An 18,655-nucleotide genomic window follows, 5' to 3' on the forward strand; every position below is an offset into this window, starting at 1 on the left:
TCGTCGGTTTCCGACAATGTCGCATGCGCGGAGCGCGTTGAATGGTTTTAATCGGCGCGCGACATGCGTTAAACTACGGAACTGGTGCATTCGAGTTTCAATACGCGAAACCCGGCAGAAGAGATCAGAGAGAAGTATGACCGCACAGGACAGCAAGCTCGGCGATACCGACGACAAGATCTTCGTCGGCAAGGGAGACGAGCAGGCATGGCTGACGCTGGCGCTCGCCAATCGCCACGGCCTCGTCACCGGTGCAACCGGAACCGGCAAGACCGTGACGCTGCAGGTCATGGCCGAAGGATTTGCGCGCGCCGGCGTTCCGGTCTTCGCCGCCGACATCAAGGGCGACCTCTCCGGCATCTCCGAGGTCGGCGAAGCCAAGGACTTCATCCTCAAGCGCGCCTCCGAGATGGGGCTGACATTCCAGCCCGACCAGTTCTCGACGGTGTTCTGGGATGTGTTCGGCGAGCAGGGCCACCCGGTGCGCGCGACCGTCACGGAAATGGGGCCGCTTCTGCTCGCGCGCATGCTCGATCTGAACGACGTGCAGGAAGGCGTGCTCAACGTCGCCTTCCGCGTCGCCGACGACGCCGGGCTGACCCTGATCGACATGAAGGATCTCCGCGCGCTGCTCGACGCAATCGTGCCCGATAGCGGGAAGAAGGGGGCGGACGCCGAAGAGAGCCCGCTGGCCGACGTCAAAAAGGCGGCGCAGGGGTTCGGCAACGTCACCAAGGCCACCGTCGGCACCATCCAGCGCCAGCTGCTGGTGCTGGAGAACCAGGGCGGCACCAAATTTTTCGGCGAGCCGGCGCTGACGCTGAAGGACTTCATGAAGACCGACCGCGACGGCCGAGGCATGGTCAACATCCTGGTCGCCGACAAGCTGCTGCAGAACCCCAGGCTTTACGCAACATTTTTGCTCTGGATGCTGTCGGAGCTGTTCGAGGAGTTGCCCGAGGCAGGCGATCTGCCCAAGCCGAAGCTGGTGTTCTTCTTCGACGAGGCGCATCTGCTGTTCAACGACGCGCCCAAGGCGCTGATGGACAAGATCGAGCAGGTGGTCCGCCTGATCCGCTCCAAGGGTGTCGGCATCTACTTCGTGACGCAGAACCCGATCGACGTGCCCGACCGTGTGCTCGGACAGTTGGGTAACCGGGTGCAGCACGCGCTGCGCGCCTTCACCCCGCGCGACCAGAAGGCGGTCGCGGCCGCGGCCCAGACCTTCCGGCCCAACCCCAAGCTCGATACCGCCAAGGTGATCATGGAGCTCGGCAAGGGCGAGGCGCTGGTGTCCTTCCTCGAAGGTAACGGCACGCCGACCATGGTCGAGCGGGTGATGATCCGTCCGCCGTCGGCCCGCATCGGACCGATCACGCCGGACGAGCGCAAGGCGATCATGGCTGCAAGCCCGGTGAAGGGTAAATACGACACCGCGGTCGATGAGGAGTCCGCCTACGAGATGATCCAGAAGCGCATCGCCGGCACGGCGGCGACGACCGACGGATCGGCTGGCGGAAGCGGCGGCGGGATTCTTGGCCAGATCGGCTCGATCGTCGGCACGGTGTTCGGCACCAACGTCAAGCGTGGCCGCATGTCGACCGGCCAGGTCATCGCGCGGGATGTGACGCGATCGGTCACCAACCGGGTGATCGGCGGGATGGCGGCCAATATCGGCAAATCGCTTGGCGGCCAGCTCGGCGGCTCGATCGGCCGCACGCTGGTTCGCGGCGCGCTCGGCGGATTGCTGCGAAGGTAGGCAGCTCTCGCGTCGCCACCTTCGAGACGCCCGCCGTGCGCAGGCTTGCTACGTCGTGTCGTGGCTGGCACCGGCGCGGCGGCGGCGCTAAAAGCGCAGATATCTCGACACCGGAAATCAGGAACATGACCATGGCCCATGCGCAGCTTCAATCCGTGCTCGATCACATCGACAAGGACTTCGACAACAGCCTGGAGCGTCTGTTCGCACTGCTCCGGATCAAGTCGATTTCCGCGGATCCGGCCTTTGCCGGGGATTGCAAGGCGGCGGCGGACCACCTCGCCAAGGACATCGCGAGCCTCGGCGTCGCCACCGAGGTGAGGTCGACCGCGGGCCATCCCGCCATCGTCGGCAAGACCCAGGGAGACGGCAAGTCCGGCGGGCGGCCGCATGTGATCTTCTACGGCCATTACGATGTGCAGCCGGTCGATCCGCTCGATCTCTGGCACCGTCCGCCGTTCGAGCCCGTCGTGACCGACCACGCCGACGGCCGCAAGATCATCGTCGCGCGCGGCGCCGAGGACGACAAGGGCCAGGTGATGACCTTCGTCGAAGCCTGCCGTGCCTGGAAGAAAGTGACCGGCTCGCTGCCGATCGACGTCACCTTCCTGATCGAAGGCGAGGAGGAGGTCGGCTCGAAGAATTTCGTGCCCTTCATCGAGGCCAACAAGGACGAGTTCAAGGCCGACTACGTGCTGGTCTGCGACACCGGCATGTGGGATCGCAACACGCCGGCGATCACGACCTCGCTGCGCGGCCTGCTCTATGAAGAGCTGAAGATCACCGCCGCCAATCGCGACCTGCATTCCGGCGTGTTCGGCGGCAGCGCGATGAACCCGATCCGGGTGCTCACGAAAATTCTCGGCGGCCTGTTCGACGATGACAACCGCATCACCATTCCCGGCTTCTATGACGGGGTGAAGGATCTGCCGCCGGACATCCTCGCGCAATGGAAGAAGCTCAACCTGACGCCGGAGATGTTCCTCAAGCCGATCGGCCTGTCGATCCCGGCGGGCGAAAAGGGCCGCCTGCTGATCGAGCAGGCATCGTCGCGCCCGACCTGCGACGTCAACGGCATCTGGGGCGGCTATATCGGCGAGGGCTCCAAGACGGTGATCCCCTCGCATGCCTCGGCCAAGGTCTCGTTCCGCCTGGTCGAAGGGCAGGACCCGCAAAAGATCCGCAAAGCCTTCCGCGACTACGTCACGGCGCGGCTGCCGGGCGACTGCAAGGTCGAGTTCGGCGACCATTCCGCCGCGCCCGCCGTCGCGCTCGACTGGAACATGAAGCCGCTTGCGGCGGCCAGCAAGGCGCTCACGGAGGAATGGGGCAAGGAGACCGTGCTGATGGGCTCGGGCGCCTCGATCCCGATCGTCGCCGACTTCAAACGCACGCTCGGCCTCGACTCGCTGCTGGTCGGCTTCGGCCTCGATGACGACAACATCCACTCGCCGAACGAGAAATACGACCTGCGCAGCTTCCAGAAGGGCATCCGGTCGTGGGCAAGGATCCTCGCCGCGCTGGCGGAGGTGAAATAAGGGCACTCTGTCCGCGTCATCGCGAGCGCAGCGAAGCAATCCAGAAATCCCGCCGCGGATTGCTTCGTCGCTTCGCTTCTCGCAATGACGAGTGGGCCAAATAAAAACGCCGCCCGGAATTGGGCGGCGTTTCATTCCAAAAGGCGTAGAGGTTCGTTGAGAGCTACTCTACACCAAATCCCGAAAATCTCAAGACCGGTAGCCCGGCAGTTCGCGATCGAGCTTGCGCAGCAAGGGCGGCCAGACGAGGTTCGTCGCGCGCAGCTCGGCGCGATCGCGGTTGGCGAGCAGCTCGGTGTTCTTCTCGATCGCGATCTCCTCGACCGGATAGACCGGCGTGCCGAGCGCGCGCGTGCGCACCTGCATCGAGCAGGCGCGCTCGAGGTGGTACATGCGCTCGAAGGCGGAGGCGACCGAGCGGCCGACCGTCAGCGTGCCGTGATTGCGCAGCAGCATGTGATTGTGGTCGCCGAGATCCTTCTGCAGCCGCGGCCGCTCGTCGTGGTCGAGCGCGATGCCCTCGTAGTCGTGATAGGCGAGGTCGTGGGTGACGAGCTGGGCGGTCTGGTTCAGGGGCAGCAGACCTTCCGCGCTGCTCGACACCGCGGTGCCGTCGAGGGTGTGGAGATGCAGCACGCAGATCGCGTCCTCGCGCACCTCGTGGATCGCAGAATGAATGGTGAAGCCGGCCGGGTTGATGCTGTATTCGCTCTCGGAGAGCTGGTTGCCGTGCAGGTCGACCTTGACGAGGCTCGATGCCGTGATCTCGTCGAACATCAGCCCATAGGGGTTGATGAGGAAGTGATGGTCGGGACCGGGCACGCGGGCGGAGATGTGGGTGTCGACCAGATCGTCCCAGCCGTACAGCGCGACCAAGCGATAGCAGGCGGCGAGATTGACCCGTTGCTGCCACTCGGCCTCCGTCATGTTGGACGGCACTTCCTTCAGGCGCGCTTCCGCTGGCGACATGGCTGGTCTCTCCGAACATCGTTGTTGCGGGGAGGAGCGTAGTACCGCTCCAGGTTGGCAGCAAGGCACACAGAGCGCGGCAGTCCAGCGTAGCCCGCATGGAGCGGGCCACGAAGATCATTACGGCGCGGGGATCGACAGCAGGCTGGAAATGCTGCGGCCGCGGATGTCGTAGACGCGGGCGAACACCACGTCGTCGCGCTTGATCTCGACCATCACGGGCGCGGTGAGGCCCTTGCAGTAGAACTCGCCGAGCGTCATCGCGAAATCGGCCGCGTTGGAATCCCAGCCAATGGTGAAGTCGGGCCCGAGGGCGACCTGCGCCGGGCGCTGCGGACCGCACACCGCGACCTTCCATTTGCGGCCAGCCGGCGGCACTTCCTGGCGCTCGACGATCTGCTCGCGCAACTCGTCGGAGGCCTGCTTCAGCGCCAGACCCCAATAGTCCAGCATGAAGCGGTCGTCGGCGCCGCGCACGGTGCCGGCGATGTGGTTGAAATGCGTGTATTGATAGGGATGCAGCCGGATCATCTCGGCGAGCGACAGCGCGAGGCCGAAGCAGAAGGTCGCGAGCACGACCGGCTGCCAGGTGCGGTGATTGGCGCGCAGGCGCTCCATTGCCCTCGCGAATGCGACGCCGCCCAGCACCGCCATCGGCGGAATCACGAACACGAAATGGCGGATGCCGTTGTACAGCGCCGGCCGCTTCACCATCGCGATCGCGAGCGGCAGGGTCGCAGCCAGCGTCAGCATCAGCATGATGGTCTTGCGCCGCGCCGGCACGTGGCCTCGCGGCAGCATGGCGAAGGTGCTGACCACGGCGCCGGCCGTCAGCACCAGCATCACTTCGGGCAACTGGAGCGCGAACAGCGTCGGCAGATAGGACCACGGCATGTCGGGCACCGACACGATCGCGCCGTCGAACATCTCCTTCCACGGCTTCTCGAAGAAGTGCGAGAAATAGGTCAGCGCCTCGAAGGGATTGCCGGGCTCCAGGATCGACCACGGCCAGATCAGGCCCATCACGAGATAGCCGAACGCGAGGCCGGGCAGCAGCACATAGACGACATGGGCGAAGCGCCTGATAGCCTCGCGCAGACCCTCGCCGCGCAGTTCCTCCAGGAACAGCGGCACAAAGCCGAGCATGGCATAGACCAGCGCAAGCCCGCCGAGAATGCGGCAGCCGAGCGAGAGGCCGGCGCCGAGCCCGACGATCAGGATCGTGCGCGGCGACGGCTGAGGATATTCCTCGGCGAGCCGGACGAGGCCGAGCATCAGGATGATCATGGCCACCGCGAAGGGCGCGTCCTTCGGGTTCATGAACATGTGGCCGTAGAAGATCGGGCACAGCGCGAGCAGCAGGAGTGCGGCCAGGCCGGCGAGGGGGCCGCCGATGCGGCGGGCGAGGCGCCAGGTCACCGCAAGTCCGATCACGCCGACGATGGCGCCGACCAGGCGTCGTGTCTCGAACAATTCGAGCGGAATGATCTTGTGCAGGAGGGCCGCGACCATGTCGAAGCCGCCGCCATACATGTAGAGATTGGCGAAGGAGAGCGCCGCGGTGTCCTTGAAGCCGGAACCGAACATGCGCAGCAGCAGGTCGGCATATTCAGCGTGGGTGTAATCGTCCCAGCCGAGGCCGTAGTCGCGGAAGGTCAAGCCGGCAATGACGGCGACCGCAGCCAGCACCAGCATGGCAAGATCGTCGCAAGTTCGTTCGACCGAGCGCCGCTGCGGCGTGTCGATCGCCGAAGTCGTGATGGATGTCATGGCTATCGGTGCCCCGGAATCCCCTCTTGGCCCTGCTGGTGCGCGCGGGCCTCAACCCCGGACTCCCTATAGCGCAGTTCCATTACCAAGTAATTGGGCATTATGGCTAAATTCCTGATGCGACGCAGCAATTCCGGATCAGCGGCAGTCACCCAGCAGTAGCGAGCCCTAGCTGAAGGGAATGTGAATAAGTCCCTGATTTCCTTCCCATTAGGAACGCTGCTTGTATTTGGTCGTTGGCGTGGAACACCGTATGACGGTATCGTGGCGTGACGGGTCGCGTGTGGACGTGCGGCCGGGGGTGAGTTCGATGACCTTGGCATTGTTGATCGCGGGGATTTTCGCCGTCGTGGCGGGCCTCCTTTCGATCCTGTTCGGCTTCTCAGTCAGGGAGTTCAGCCTCGGCAGTCCCCTCATAATCTCGGGCACCATCGCCGTCTGCTCCGGATTGTTACTGGCCGGCCTCTACGTCGTGGTCGCGGAACTGCGGGGCATCGCGCGCCGGCTGGCCGGTGCGCCGTCCGAGGTGCGGGTCAGGCCCGTGCTGCCGGGCCTCGCTGCATCCGGGCCGGGCGCCGCTGCGCCCGAGCCGATGCCTGCATCGGCGGCAAGGAGCGAGGCAAGAAACGACTCGGCGCCGCCACCGCCGCCACCGGCTGCAGGCCCCCCGCCTTGGCAGAGCGAAGCTGCCGCGCGGGAGCGTCCGCGTGTCGAGGCTCCGCCGGAGCCTGAGGCTGCAACGCCGCTCGCGGCTCCGGAAACGCCGCGCCGACGCAATCTGTTGTTCGCATCGACCTCGCGCAAGGAGCGGGAGCGTGCCGAGGCGAAGGCCACCGACGGCGCGCCGCCGCAACTGCCTGCCGAGCCCAGTGAGGCCCTGGAGACTCCGTCTGCAAGCTTTGACGATGCCTGGCCGAAGCCGGACCGCATGCGTCCGCCGGAGCCGCCGCCTGCCTTGCGCCGCCCGCCGCCGCGTTCGCCATCGACCTTCGCGGAGGCCGCCCCGTCTGCGCCGGAGCCGGCGCCTCCACCACCTGTCGAGCAGCCGCCTGTCACCGTGCTCAAATCCGGCATCGTCGACGGCATGGCCTATTCGCTCTATTCCGACGGCTCGATCGAAGCGCAGATGCCGGAGGGCATGATGCGCTTTGCCTCGATCGACGAACTGCGCTCGCATCTCGACCAGCGCGGCTGAGCGAGATAAAGCTCCCTCCACACGTCGTCAGCTCATCCTCGCCAGTTGTCGCATTTCGGCCGAACGGCTGGTTGACACGGATAGTTCGGCGTCGTCTATCCCGTGAGGCGCAAGGTGGAGAGAGGGCGGGCCGATGTCGGACGCTGGGGCGAAAAATTTCATCGAGCTGACGGCGAGCATCGTGTCGGCCTATGTCGGCAACAACCCGACGCCGGCCGCCGATATTCCTAACCTGATCAGCCAGGTGCATGGCGCGCTGGTGCGGGTGTCGTCCGGCCGCACCGAGACCGCACCGCTCGAACCGGCGAAGCCCGCGGTCTCGCTGAAGAAGTCGATCGCGCCGGATTATCTGGTTTGCCTCGAAGACGGCAAGCGCTTCAAATCGCTGAAGCGCCATCTGCGCACGCAGTACAACATGACGCCGGAGCAATATCGCGAGAAATGGGGCCTGCCGGCCGACTATCCCATGGTCGCGCCGAACTACGCAGTGGCGCGCTCGCAGTTGGCCAAGCAGATGGGCCTCGGGCAGCAGCAGCGGAAGAAGGGGAAGTAGCGCGGGTAGCGTGACACGCCGCTGCTCGGGAGGTGTCGCAGGGCGGGCAAGGTGCGCTCTTGCGCGCCGTGGCCACGAGTTTTTTCCGATCACGCTCAGGACGTGGGCACGCTTCGCTTTGCGCCCCCTGCGAAAGCTACTTACGACGCTTCCGCGAGCGCTTCTTTCGCGTCGGTCTTGATGCGCTCGACCATCGAGCGAAGGCCGTTGGAGCGCTGCGGCGTCAGATGATCGCGAAAGCCGAACTCGTTGAACACCGCGATCGCGTCGGTATCGAGAATCTCCTGCGGCGTGCGGCCCGAATAGAGCGACAACACGATCGCAACCAGCCCGCGCACGATATGGGCGTCGCTGTCGCCGCGATACTTCAGGATCGGCGCGCCATGGCTGCGGTCGACCAGCTTCTGCAGCCAGACCTGGCTGACGCAGCCGTTCACCTTGTTCGCGGCGGAATGTTCCGCCTCCGGCATCGGTTCCAGGGTGCGGCCAAGCTCGATGACGTACCGGTAGCGGTCGTCCCACTCGTCCAGAAGCTCGAAATTGTCCCTGATTTCGTCGATTGTCGTCATGCTGGCCCGTGTTCCCGCTTCCCGCCAATATAGGGATGCGAAGCGCCGAAATCGATAGGGTTTGGGGCCTAATTCGCTGCTTGAGGGCCGCGCCATTCCAGCGCGAGATCGTCCTGGCTCAGGGTGTCGTGCGGCGCTTCGCTCGAGACGGCATCGCCTTCGCCGGCCATGGCGATCGAGCCGGTATGGTCGGGCGCCTTCTTGTCGTTCTTGTCGTTTTTCTCGTTCTTGTCGTTGGTGATCTGATCTTTCTTGTCGTTGATGATCTGGTAGATCTTCTTCGCGCCGTCCTGGGCGCGCTGGCCGATGATGGTCGCGGCCTGCCCGCCGACCTCGCAAGCCGCCGGCTGGCGCTTGCAGAACTGGGTCATGTCGGAGACGGCCGCGGTCGCAGCCTGAACCGCGTCGGCAGCGCCGATCTGCGGCAGCTTGTCCGATTCGGGCGTCTTGTCCCGCGGCAGGAGCACCAGCACCAGCCCGAGCCAGAATGTGATGCGGAGCAGAAAGCGCATCTCTATCGACCTGTATGGTAGATCCCGTCCGCGGCGAACTCCGGGGATGTCGGACCTAGCAACTCTCGATAAATCGCAAGTGATTGCCTTGAGCTTAATTCGCGGAAAATTGGCGCAAATTTCTTCGCGATCGAAGGTGTCGTAAATTTTCGATTGACGCCGCGGCCCGTGTTACTGCTGGCGGGCCTTCCACCAATTCGAAACCATGAGCGGAACGGTGAAACCCTGTGTTCACCATCCTCACTGAAGACGTCGCCAAATCGTCTAAAAAGCCCCGCGATGTCCCGGCGTCCGGCCGCGTGCCGCGCCGCCTTAGCACTCGTTTAAGGTCGCTCTGACACGGTGGGCTCAACGACAAGGAGGCGTTCCGGCGCGTCTTCTAAGACGATTGAGCCGAAGCGCGAGACCCGTGACAGTTTTGAGTATCATCCGCGATTGTCTCGATGCGCTGCTGCATCCCTCCGCGCGTTACGATGCGCTGATGCGCGCGCGGCACCGTGCCTTCATGGCGCCGCGGCTGCTGGGCAGCCTGGCCGCCTTTGCCGCATTCCCGATCTATCTCGTCCTGCGCGGCGCGCCGAGCGCGATCGAGGTCGCCGCCTTTGCATGGCTGATCGCGCCGATCATGCTGTCCTGGTTCCTGTCGCGCACCGGCCGCTATGAAGGCGCGCATGTGCTGTCGTCGCTGGCGCTCGCCGGCCTGATCATGGCGGTCGCGGGCTCAACGGGCGGCATCGAATCGTTCGGCGCGGTGTGGCTGGTCGTGGTTCCGCTCGAAGCCGCGCTGTCGGCCTCGCGCCGCGTCACCGTCTTCGCAGCATTGCTCGCACTGTCCTGTGCGGGACTGCTGACCCTTCTCAGTCAGCTCGGCTGGCTGCCGTCAGCAGACACCAGCGCCGCAGAACGCGGCGTGCTGATGGCGTGCGGTGTCGTCTCGGCGACGGTCTATGCCGCGGGCCTCGCCTTCGGTGCAGAATCGCTCGCGCGCACCAGCGTTGCACTGCTGTCCCGCGAAGAGGAGCGTTACCACCTGCTCGCCCGCAACATGAGCGACGTCGTCTCGCGGCATCAGCGCAACGGCGCCGTGCAGTTCATCTCGCCGGCGGCGGAGGCCATGCTCGGCATGCCGGTGGCGCAACTGCTCGGTCATGGCCTGTTCGACCGCGTCCATGTCGCCGATCGCCCGGCCTATCTCACCGCGCTGTCCGATGCCGCGCGCGGCGAGGTGCGCAGTGTCGAGTTCCGGCTGCGGCGTGAGCCGGATGGGACCGAGCGCGGCCAGATCGATTTTCTCTGGGTCGAGATGCGCTGCCGCCCGCTCGACCAGGATCTGGGACGTGACGCCGCGCGCGAGGCGGAAGTCGTCGCCGTGATGCGCGACGTCACCGGTCACAAGCTGTCCGAGCAGGCGCTCGAGCAGGCGCGCAGCGCCGCTGAAGCGGCCGATGCCGCCAAGACGCGCTTCCTCGCCACCATGAGCCATGAGCTGCGGACGCCGCTGAACGCCATCATCGGCTTCTCCGAGATGATCGCGCAGGAGCAGACCCTGATGCTGGGTGCGGCCCAGCGCCGGGAATATGCCCAGCTCATCAACGATTCCGGCCAGCATCTGTTGTCGGTCGTCAACGGCATCCTGGACATGTCGAAGATGGAGTCGGGCAATTTCGAGATCGCGTCCGAGCCGTTCGCGCCGCGCGCCTCGCTCTTGCATTGCTGCAATCTCCTGGCGCTGAAGGCGCGGGAGAACGGCATCGACCTCATCACCGACGCGCCGCAGGACCTGCCCGTCATGACCGGCGATCCCAGGGCCTTCAAGCAGATCGTGCTCAACCTCGTTGCCAACGCCATCAAGTTCACCGAGCGCGGCGGCCAGGTGTCCGTGTCCGCAGCGGTGACCGGCTCGCAGCTGACGCTGCGCATCAGCGATACCGGCGTCGGCATCTCGCCCGACGATCTCAAGCGCATCGGCGCGCCGTTCTTCCAGGCGGGCAAAACCTATCAGCGCCGTCACGAAGGCACCGGCCTCGGATTGTCGATCGTGAAGAGCCTCGTGGCGTTGCATCTCGGCGAATTGACGGTACAAAGCAGGTTGGGCGAGGGCACCGCCGTCACCGTCAGGCTGCCGCTCGTCTACACGCCGTCGCAAGCCAAGCCGGCCGAGAGCAAGATCGCGACGCTGACGCCGGTGCTGCGCCAGGAAATTCAAGGTCAGGAACTTCAAGGCCGGGAGATTCAAGACCAGGCTCGCGCCCCCTCTCAGGACCAATCCGCTCTGGTGAAGAAAAGTGCCTAAGAAATCTGCCAAGGACGTAGCCGCTCCGCGCCGCCGTGGTGCCAAAGCCGCAATTGTCGATATCGAGACCGAGCGCAACCTCGTGATGCGCGTGCTGCTGCACAGCCCCAAGGACACGCTGGCCGGTCTCATCGCCGTCGCCGCGATCGGCGCAATCGTTGCCAATGCGCTGTTCCTGCAGACCGGCCGGCATCCGGCGCCGATGTTCGGCACCGTGATCAATCTGCCCGCGCCGTCCTCCGTGGCGCTGTCGAATCCCTTGCCGCGGCCGCGCCCCGTCGGCGCCGACAGCTCGCCACTCGAGCCGCGCGCGACCGAATTCCGCGCTGAGCCCAAACCCGCCGAGCGCGCCGCCGAGAAGCCGCCGGAGAAACCCGTCGAAGCGACCGCATCGACGCGCGCGAACGATCCCATGACCAATCTGGTCAAGCAGACGACCTCGACGCCGCCCTCCGCGATGCGTCCGCCGGCCCCGATTCCCGTAACCCACAACCCTGCCGCACGACGTATCGCCGGCGTGCAGCGCGCGCTGTCCGAATATGGCTACGGCAATCTGAAGATCACGGGCACGATGAGCGGCGAGACCCAGTCCGCGATCCAGAAGTTCGAGCGCGAGCACAAGATGCAGGTCACCGGCCAGCTGTCCGACCGGCTGCTGCGCGAGCTCGGTGCCGCGATCGGTCATCCCGTCGAATAGCCACGCCGCTCGCTGTCATTGACGCCGATCAATTGTCGGGCATGCCGCACCGGCACATCATGGCGTGTTCGGCAGGCGCGATTTGCTTGGGATCAAAATTACGGCCGAGAGTTACGTGGACCATGATCGCCCATCTTCAACGAGGAAGAGAGGGTGTCATGTTCAAGGTCTCGGTCCTGGTCTGGATCATGCTGGGTACGGTGCTGGCGGGCGTCAGTCTGATCGTCGTGCTGATGGTGCCGAGTTTCGCCGCAGATGCCCTCCGGAACATCCCCTATGCAGCCGCTGTGGGATTTGCGCTCGCGATCCCGCTGTCATATCTGGTCGCACGCCAGATCCGCGGCGGACAAGGCATCAGCAAGGCGTGAAATCGGACGCTGAGACTGGCGGCGCGCGTCACGCTGGCCTATCGTTCGACTCATGCGTTTGAAATCCAATATATGGGTCGCGGCTTACCTGCGCCGGTGCCAGACCGAGGGCGTGTTCGGAGCAGTCCGCCGTCGCGGCGCCGAGGAGGCGGGCGCGGTGTTCGTGAAGGTGTCGCTGCTCGACGGCCAGGCGATGCTGTATGCGCCGGCCCCGCAGACCTCTTACGATGACGGCCGCCCCGTCGATCGCTTCTTCGTGCCGGTCGCGCCGCAGCCTCTGCCGGAGCACACCATCGAGGAACGTCTCACTAAGGAAGTCCGCTTCGACCCGGACGCGTGGATCGTCGAGACCGAGGACCGCGCCGGGCGGCATTTTCTGGAGCTGGCGAAGACGTAGCGGCTCCTTCGATCGTATCCCGGACAAACGGCGACGCGTCAGCGTCGCCGTGCAGAGCCGGAACCCAGTGGGCTGCACGGCGTGACGCGGTGAGATGGACCCTGGCTCTGTAGCGTATCGCTAGCGCGCTGCGCTGCGTCCGGGGCACGAGCTGAAGATGCCTCAGGGCCGGCTCTAGCGCTCCGACGACCCGTCGGTGCCTGTGCGGCGCGGCGGCATCGCGCCCGGCTGCACGCTTGGCCGCGTCTGGCTCGCGCCGGCACGGGCGCGCTGGCGTTCGCCGTCGTGCAGTGACGGCTGGTACTTCGCGCGGGTGACGGCGAGCGTCGAGCCGCGCCAGGCCGCCAGCATCACCAGCGCCGCGCGTTCGCTGATTCGGTCGTAGAGCCGCGACAACCGGTACACCTCGTTCACGGAGGTGCCGATCTCCGGCTTGAAGAACAAGAGGATGCGCTGGAAGTTCGGGCTCGGCATGTCGAGCGCGCGCGCGGCGACCGCGAGGGCCTCGCCGCCGGCATCGTCGACGATCTGGGCTGCGACGCGCGAGGGCAGGATCAGGCTGTCGCCGAGCTCCAGGGCGAAGTTCTCGACATCGCCCGCGATCGCCGCCATCTCCAGGATCTGAATCGCACGCTTGGCGCGCACGGTCGGAATGCGAGGGGCGGCCTTCAGCGGGGTCTGCGCCAGATTGTGCAGGATCAGCGCGCGCTCGGAGGGGCCGGCGCCGAAGAACATGTCGTGGATCTCGGCGGCGTCCTTCGGCTGCATCGCCATGCTGGCGGCCATGCGCAGCTCGGCGTCGGAGGGCGTGCGGACCGGAGCGGGGGCGGGGGCGGGAACGGGAAGCTCGCGGGCGAGCGGAATCCTGCGGCCTTCCTGGGCTGCGACCAGCCCGAGCTTCTGCAGCACCGCCACGGGCGTCTGCGGATAGACCGCGAGCTTGGCCTTGATGGCCGCGCGCGTCGCATCGTCGACCTGGTCGATCAGCCGTGTTGCAAGCTCGGTGAACTGCCGCTGCTCGTCCTCGCTGTGGACGCGCGTCTGGACATAGAGGTCGGTCAGCACGCGCAGCAGCGTCGGCCGAACATCGACGCCTTCGCGACGGGACAGTGACATCAGCCCGTCGAATCCGGGAAACAGCGACTTGGTCATGGAGGGATACGCGACCTGGAAAACATGCTCGCCGCCAGCCTAGCGCAGGCTCCTTTAAAGGCTCGTTAAGGAAAACGAGGCGTGAAGCCGAACGCTCGACTTGTATCGATCCCGTGCCTTGAAGGGACGTCGCGGCCGGCCCGTGCGGCTACGGTCGGAACGCCGCGTTTACACCCCGTTAACCATGAACTGATCTTAATGAATTGCATGTTGCAGGGGCGCGTTCGGTCGCGCGGCAATTGAAGAGAGCTGACATGGGGACCATCATTGAATTTCCGGCCGGTCGCCGGGTGGGCTCGTCGGGGGATGTCGCTCCGCGCGCGGACATGGGAACTATCCTGATCCTTCCCGTCATCCGTATCGAGCGCGAGGCAGATGAAACCAGCGGCGATCGCGGCCCTGAGCAGGGCACAGCGCCGGGACGCCGTCGTCGCCGCCGCTGACATCCGGCTGCGTGCAATGCCGGACACCATCCGCCAGATCCGGCCCGTCATATCGGCCGTCCTGCTCGCGCTGCTCGCTGCCACGCTCGGTGCGTGCAGCGGTGGCGATTTCGGCCGTACGCGCGCCGACATGCGCAGCGACGACATGCATCGCTGGCTGGGTGCGGAGGTCACTTCCAGCGTCGGCCTGAAGCCTTCGCAATTCCAGCTCACCGACGAGGAGCGCCAGCTGCGCGACCTCGCCTATCCCATGATCGAGCCGCCATTGTCGCGCCCCGCCTGGAAGAGCGTGTTCGGCGACTACAAGGCGATGCCCTCGCCCTGGCGGCAGAAGGTCGTGTTCGACCGCACCATGTACGGGCGCACGCTGATCGACGAACCGCACCGCTCGCACTCCTCGCGCTATGCGCAGCTGATCGAGGACGTGCGCAACGACATCACCCGCTTCGAGCCGTTCTTCGGCAGCGCCATCCGCGTCATCGATCTCGACAGGAAGCGCGATGCCAGCATGGCGCGCGTCTCAGCGCTCTCGCCGAAGGAGAAGGACGACGCGGTCGCGCGCATGCAGGAGAACTCGCTGATCGTGCAGTGGGTGCAGCAATGCCTGGAGCAGCGCGTCTCGTCCTACCGCTGGGCGCTGGAGCGCCTGGTGATCCAGGCGCCCGACGGCATGGCCGCCGACGCCGACCGCCTGATCGGCGAGCTCGCCGCCCAGACCGCCAACCCGCCGGTCCAGGCGCAACCGCCGTACGGCCGCGCGGTCATCTCGAAGGGCTGAGGGCGCGGCCCTGTCGGCACTCGCGCCAGGCGATCCTGCCCCCGCGGCCAATCAGCGCGCTCAGCCCGAGGCCGCGCGTCAGTTCGAAATCCCGAGGACCTGTGCCGTCCCTGGGCCGCCCAACTCTGTTGAGGCCTCAGGGAACCGGATTCATGGCTCTTGTCCTTCCGGACCGGCCGGATAGGATTGTCCCGTTTCTTCAAAGTCATTTTACCCCGAAGGTCTTTCGCGATGAGCTTAGACGCCCTGCGTCCGTTCAAGAGCCGTCCGGACGTTACCCCGCGCCATCACTTGCTCGCGCTTGCCATTTTCCTCGGGTCGACCGGCTCCGCGGCCGCGTTGACCAAGGAGGCAGCGATCGAGAATTGCCGGATGAGCGTCGGCAAACCGATCGTGCAGGCCTGCATGCGCGCTGGCGGCGGACCCGCCGGGGGCGCCAATCTCGAAGCCTGCCGCGCCAAGGCCTCGCCTCAGGTCAAGGCTTGCGTGATGGCGGCGCTGAATGCTGCCAATGGTCGTGCCAATATCGCGGTCGAGCTTCCCAAGGAAACGGCGCCCAAGCTCGAGGCGGGTGCCGCGCTCCCGAAGGATTTCGTTGCGCCGCCGCGCAGCATTGCCGACATCACCGCGGTCCTCGACGGCGACAAGCCCGACGAGAAGATGATCGCGGAATTGAAATCGGACGCCGACGCCGCGCCCAGCGGTAAGGAATCCCGCCAGGATCTCGCTCAGCTCTATTTCGATCGCGCCAACGCACGCGCTCAGCTCGGTCGGCTGGCCGAAGCGATCTCCGATTCCGACAAGGCCGTAGAGGTGGGGCGCGGCGCGGTCGGTCCGCAATTGCTAGGACGGATTCTTCAACTCCAGTCGCTGCAATATGCTCTCGCTGGCGATCCGAAGCGCTCGCTCGAGATCATGCAGAGGCTTCTGCGCGAATCGGCCAGCATGCCGGGCGCCAAGGGATTGCAGTTCAACACCAACCGCGCCGTCGCGTCCGTCCTCATCCAGATGGGCGATGTCGCCCAGGCCGAAGCCTATGTCCGCCGCAGCCAGATCGCGATCCAGGAGGCCCGCACCAGCGGTCATCCCAATTGGCGGTCGGCTTACGCGAAGTTCGGCCAGAGCTGGGAAGGCGAGTTGGAGCTCTCGCGCGCCCTGATCTTCGAGGCGCGCGGGCAGTTTGCCGACGCCGAGGCCGCATATCGCAAGGCCGAGCTGCGCAAGCGCGCAAGTACGAAGGCAGTCATGGAATCCGATAATCCGCCGGCGGAGACCATCCTGCTGCAGGCGATCGACGGCATGGTGCTGAATCAAGCCCGCATGAAGGCCAGGCAGGGCAGGCTCGCCGAGGCTGAGGTGGATGCGCGCCGCGCGCTGCTCTCGCGCCTGAAGGATACCGGCAAGTACAATTCCGTCACGCCGCGCTTCGTGATGGGGCTGGCGGGCATTCTGGTCGACCAGGGTCGTTACGAGGAGGCCGAGAAGCTCGGCCGTGTCGCCCTCGAGATCAACAAGAAGGTCGGCGTGCCGGAGGAGTCGCAGGCGACGGTGCAGTTGCTGTCGCAGCTTGCAGGCATCCTGACGCTGCGCCGCCAGACCGCCGAGGCGGGCGAGATGTTTGCCAGGATCGACAAGGCCGTCGCCGGCTGGGATTCGCAGCGCCGTCAGGTGTTCGAACTCAATCCGTCTCGTATCCTGTCGCTCTATGGTTCCGGACAGTTGGACGCAGGCATTGCCGCCGCCGAGCAGCTCGTGAAGAAGCAGATCGCCCGGGTCGGCGAGAACCATTTCGATGCCGCTTCGGCGCGCGGCACGTTGGCCGTCGGATTGATGCGCGCTCGGCGCGACTCCGATGCGATCAGGGAGTTCAAGGCGGCCATTCCGGTCATGATGGCGAGCGCCAATGAGAACGCCGATGACGAGAACACCACGGTGGTGGCCGCGCGCAGCCAGCGGCTGCAAACCATCGTCGAAAGTTACTTGATGCTGCTCGCCAGGGCCGAAGGGACCGGCAAGGACGTCGGGGAAGAGACGTTCGGCCTCGCCGACGCTGTCCGCGGCCGTTCGGTCCAGCAGGCGCTGGCGGCTTCGAGTGCGCGCGCGGCGGCAAAGGATCCCGCGCTCGCCGACCTCGTGCGCAAGGAGCAGGATTTGACCAAGCAGGTCAACGCCCAGCTCGGTACGCTCAACAACGTGCTTGCGCTCCCCGCCGCGGAACGGGACGACAAGGGCGTTGCGCAAATCCAGGCCTCGATCGCGGCACTGCGCGGACAGCGCGACAAGGCACGCCAGGAGATCAAGCAGAAATTCCCGATCTACGCCGATCTCGTCTCACCCCGGCCGCCGAGTGTCGCGGAAATCCGCGCCACGCTGGCCGACAACGAGGCCATGCTGTCGTTCTATTTCGGCCAGAACGGCAGCTTCGTCTGGGCCGTGCCGAAGTCGGGGCCTGTCGCATTCGCCGCCGTCCAAGCGAAGATCGGCGATATCGAAAGCAAGATCCGCAAGCTGCGCGAAGCGCTCGAACCGCAGGCCGCGATGATCTCGGACATCCCGCCGTTCGACCTCAAGCTCGGCTATGAACTCTACGAGCTGTTGCTCAAGCCCGTTGAGAGCGGATGGAAGCCGGCCAGGAACCTGATCGTCGTGACCAATGGCGCGCTCGGCCTGTTGCCACTGTCATTGTTGCCGACGGCGCCGGCGGAGGTCGCCGCCGACGAGGATCCGCTGTTCATCGGTTACCGCAACGTGGCGTGGCTGGCGCGAACCCATGCCGTGTCGACGGTCCCATCCGCGGCGGCGTTGCGCACGCTGCGGCAACTGCCGCCGGGCAAGCCGGGACGCGGCGACCTCGTCGCCTTCGGCGATCCCTACTTCAACAGGGATCAGCAGGCTGAGGCGGACGGCGCCGGGGAGAAGGTTCAGGTCGCCGACGCGGGCGGCAATGTCACGCGCGGCGGCCCGCTCAAGCGGCGCAACAGTCCGAAGCTCGATGGCGTCGACAGCGCCGAGCTTGGTTTGCTGCCGCGGCTACCCGACACCGCGGACGAGCTGAAATCGATCGCGCTGGCGCTGCAGGCCGATCCCTCGAAAGTCCTGTTCCTAGGCAAGGACGCCACCGAGAATGCGGTAAAGACCATGAATCTGTCCGGCTTCAGGATCCTGGCCTTTGCCACCCACGGCCTCGTCCCGGGCGAGCTGAACGGGCTCACGCAGCCAGCACTCGCCTTGTCCTCGCCGGCGGTGACGGGAGAGGGCGGCGACGGCCTCCTGACCATGGAGGAGATATTGGGTCTCAAGCTCGATGCTGACTGGGTGATCCTGTCGGCCTGCAACACCGGTGCGGGCGCTGGCGCAGGGGCTGAGGCGGCGTCCGGGCTTGGGCGCGCATTCTTCTACGCTGGAACGCGTGCGCTCCTAGTGACGAACTGGTCGGTGCATTCGCAGTCGGCGCGGCAATTGGTGACGGACTTGTTCAAACGGCAGGCCGACGATCCCAAGCTGTCGCGCAGCGAAGCGCTGCGTCAGGCGGCGATGGCTCTCGTCGATGGTCCGGGCTATCTCAACAGCGAAGGAAAAACCGAGTTTGCCTATGCGCATCCGCTGTTCTGGGCGCCGTACACGATCATCGGCGATGGCGGCGTTCGCTGACAAAAAGATGA

At 65.6% G+C, this 18,655-nt stretch carries 16 protein-coding genes; 11 read left to right on the plus strand and 5 right to left on the minus strand.

The genetic code is table 11. The features are described from left to right. The first annotated feature begins 136 nt into the window (after positions 1-136). Both XH83_RS11700 and XH83_RS11705 read left to right on the plus strand, forming a co-directional pair. Complete coding sequence (locus tag XH83_RS11700) at positions 137-1,759, plus strand: helicase HerA-like domain-containing protein (RefSeq protein ID WP_194407143.1); 1,623 nt, start codon at positions 137-139, stop codon at positions 1,757-1,759. Positions 1,760-1,890: 131 nt separating this feature from the next. Continuing rightward, a complete protein-coding gene (locus tag XH83_RS11705) occupies positions 1,891-3,297 on the plus strand; it encodes a M20/M25/M40 family metallo-hydrolase (RefSeq protein ID WP_194408231.1) in 1,407 nt (468 codons plus the stop codon). Positions 3,298-3,486: 189 nt separating this feature from the next. On the opposite strand, the gene XH83_RS11710 is transcribed toward XH83_RS11705, so the two are convergent. After that, positions 3,487-4,266 (minus strand): class II aldolase/adducin family protein, encoded by a 780-nt coding sequence (locus tag XH83_RS11710; RefSeq protein ID WP_145663372.1) that lies wholly within the window; start codon positions 4,264-4,266, stop codon positions 3,487-3,489. A 120-nt stretch (positions 4,267-4,386) separates the two neighbouring features. Then, complete coding sequence (locus tag XH83_RS11715) at positions 4,387-6,036, minus strand: glycosyltransferase family 39 protein (RefSeq protein ID WP_194407144.1); 1,650 nt, start codon at positions 6,034-6,036, stop codon at positions 4,387-4,389. Positions 6,037-6,346: 310 nt separating this feature from the next. Here XH83_RS11715 and XH83_RS11720 point away from each other — a divergent pair, with 310 nt between their 5' ends. Further along, complete coding sequence (locus tag XH83_RS11720) at positions 6,347-7,231, plus strand: DUF308 domain-containing protein (RefSeq protein ID WP_194407145.1); 885 nt, start codon at positions 6,347-6,349, stop codon at positions 7,229-7,231. 133 nt (positions 7,232-7,364) lie between these two features. Next, entirely contained in the window at positions 7,365-7,784 is a 420-nt protein-coding gene (locus XH83_RS11725) for a MucR family transcriptional regulator (protein ID WP_194407146.1), read from the plus strand. A gap of 140 nt (positions 7,785-7,924) precedes the next feature. On the opposite strand, the gene XH83_RS11730 is transcribed toward XH83_RS11725, so the two are convergent. Then, a complete protein-coding gene (locus tag XH83_RS11730; protein ID WP_194407147.1) occupies positions 7,925-8,353 on the minus strand; it encodes a SufE family protein in 429 nt (142 codons plus the stop codon). Between the two features lie 68 nt (positions 8,354-8,421). After that, positions 8,422-8,865, minus strand: a complete 444-nt coding sequence (locus XH83_RS11735) for a DUF5330 domain-containing protein (RefSeq protein WP_194407148.1) — start codon at positions 8,863-8,865, stop codon at positions 8,422-8,424. A gap of 409 nt (positions 8,866-9,274) precedes the next feature. Here XH83_RS11735 and XH83_RS11740 point away from each other — a divergent pair, with 409 nt between their 5' ends. The 4 genes from XH83_RS11740 (at position 9,275) to XH83_RS11755 (ending at position 12,620) form a co-directional block, all read left to right on the plus strand. After that, positions 9,275-11,158, plus strand: a complete 1,884-nt coding sequence (locus XH83_RS11740; RefSeq protein WP_194407149.1) for a PAS domain-containing sensor histidine kinase — start codon at positions 9,275-9,277, stop codon at positions 11,156-11,158. Beyond that, positions 11,151-11,855 carry a peptidoglycan-binding domain-containing protein gene (locus XH83_RS11745; RefSeq protein ID WP_194407150.1) on the plus strand — a complete coding sequence of 235 codons (705 nt, stop codon included), beginning with the start codon at positions 11,151-11,153 and terminating at the stop codon, positions 11,853-11,855. Before XH83_RS11740 ends, XH83_RS11745 begins: the two co-directional genes overlap by 8 nt. 158 nt (positions 11,856-12,013) lie before the next feature. After that, a complete protein-coding gene (locus XH83_RS11750; RefSeq protein WP_194407151.1) occupies positions 12,014-12,223 on the plus strand; it encodes a hypothetical protein in 210 nt (69 codons plus the stop codon). 52 nt (positions 12,224-12,275) lie between these two features. Further along, the gene (locus tag XH83_RS11755) at positions 12,276-12,620 is read left to right on the plus strand and encodes a DUF1491 family protein (RefSeq protein WP_194407152.1); all 345 of its coding nucleotides are present in this window, start codon (positions 12,276-12,278) and stop codon (positions 12,618-12,620) included. 174 nt (positions 12,621-12,794) lie between these two features. Here the strand turns inward: XH83_RS11755 and XH83_RS11760 are convergent, their stop codons facing one another. Then, positions 12,795-13,772: a DUF2336 domain-containing protein gene (locus XH83_RS11760; RefSeq protein ID WP_194407153.1), complete on the minus strand. Its 978-nt coding sequence runs from the start codon at positions 13,770-13,772 to the stop codon at positions 12,795-12,797. Positions 13,773-14,026: 254 nt separating this feature from the next. Here XH83_RS11760 and XH83_RS39710 point away from each other — a divergent pair, with 254 nt between their 5' ends. The 3 genes from XH83_RS39710 to XH83_RS11770 all read left to right on the plus strand — a co-directional run bounded on the left by XH83_RS39710 (position 14,027) and on the right by XH83_RS11770 (position 18,644). Continuing rightward, positions 14,027-14,215: a hypothetical protein gene (locus XH83_RS39710; RefSeq protein ID WP_212067156.1), complete on the plus strand. Its 189-nt coding sequence runs from the start codon at positions 14,027-14,029 to the stop codon at positions 14,213-14,215. Positions 14,216-14,231: 16 nt separating this feature from the next. After that, positions 14,232-14,993, plus strand: coding sequence for a hypothetical protein (locus tag XH83_RS11765; RefSeq protein WP_194408232.1), 762 nt, complete (start codon positions 14,232-14,234; stop codon positions 14,991-14,993). A gap of 231 nt (positions 14,994-15,224) precedes the next feature. Further along, complete coding sequence (locus tag XH83_RS11770) at positions 15,225-18,644, plus strand: CHAT domain-containing protein (RefSeq protein ID WP_194407154.1); 3,420 nt, start codon at positions 15,225-15,227, stop codon at positions 18,642-18,644. Positions 18,645-18,655 lie beyond the last annotated feature (11 nt).

This window comes from Bradyrhizobium sp. CCBAU 53351 (assembly GCF_015291745.1).
Taxonomy (GTDB): Bacteria; Pseudomonadota; Alphaproteobacteria; order Rhizobiales; family Xanthobacteraceae; genus Bradyrhizobium.

Coding starts and splice junctions, on each gene's coding strand:
- XH83_RS11700 (WP_194407143.1), top strand. CDS start 137: ATGACCGCACAGGACAGCAAGCTCGGCGATACCGACGACAAGATCTTC.
- XH83_RS11705 (WP_194408231.1), top strand. CDS start 1,891: ATGGCCCATGCGCAGCTTCAATCCGTGCTCGATCACATCGACAAGGAC.
- XH83_RS11710 (WP_145663372.1), bottom strand. CDS start 4,266: ATGTCGCCAGCGGAAGCGCGCCTGAAGGAAGTGCCGTCCAACATGACG.
- XH83_RS11715 (WP_194407144.1), bottom strand. CDS start 6,036: ATGACATCCATCACGACTTCGGCGATCGACACGCCGCAGCGGCGCTCG.
- XH83_RS11720 (WP_194407145.1), top strand. CDS start 6,347: ATGACCTTGGCATTGTTGATCGCGGGGATTTTCGCCGTCGTGGCGGGC.
- XH83_RS11725 (WP_194407146.1), top strand. CDS start 7,365: ATGTCGGACGCTGGGGCGAAAAATTTCATCGAGCTGACGGCGAGCATC.
- XH83_RS11730 (WP_194407147.1), bottom strand. CDS start 8,353: ATGACGACAATCGACGAAATCAGGGACAATTTCGAGCTTCTGGACGAG.
- XH83_RS11735 (WP_194407148.1), bottom strand. CDS start 8,865: ATGCGCTTTCTGCTCCGCATCACATTCTGGCTCGGGCTGGTGCTGGTG.
- XH83_RS11750 (WP_194407151.1), top strand. CDS start 12,014: ATGTTCAAGGTCTCGGTCCTGGTCTGGATCATGCTGGGTACGGTGCTG.
- XH83_RS11755 (WP_194407152.1), top strand. CDS start 12,276: ATGCGTTTGAAATCCAATATATGGGTCGCGGCTTACCTGCGCCGGTGC.
- XH83_RS11760 (WP_194407153.1), bottom strand. CDS start 13,772: ATGACCAAGTCGCTGTTTCCCGGATTCGACGGGCTGATGTCACTGTCC.
- XH83_RS39710 (WP_212067156.1), top strand. CDS start 14,027: ATGGGGACCATCATTGAATTTCCGGCCGGTCGCCGGGTGGGCTCGTCG.
- XH83_RS11765 (WP_194408232.1), top strand. CDS start 14,232: ATGCCGGACACCATCCGCCAGATCCGGCCCGTCATATCGGCCGTCCTG.
- XH83_RS11770 (WP_194407154.1), top strand. CDS start 15,225: ATGAGCTTAGACGCCCTGCGTCCGTTCAAGAGCCGTCCGGACGTTACC.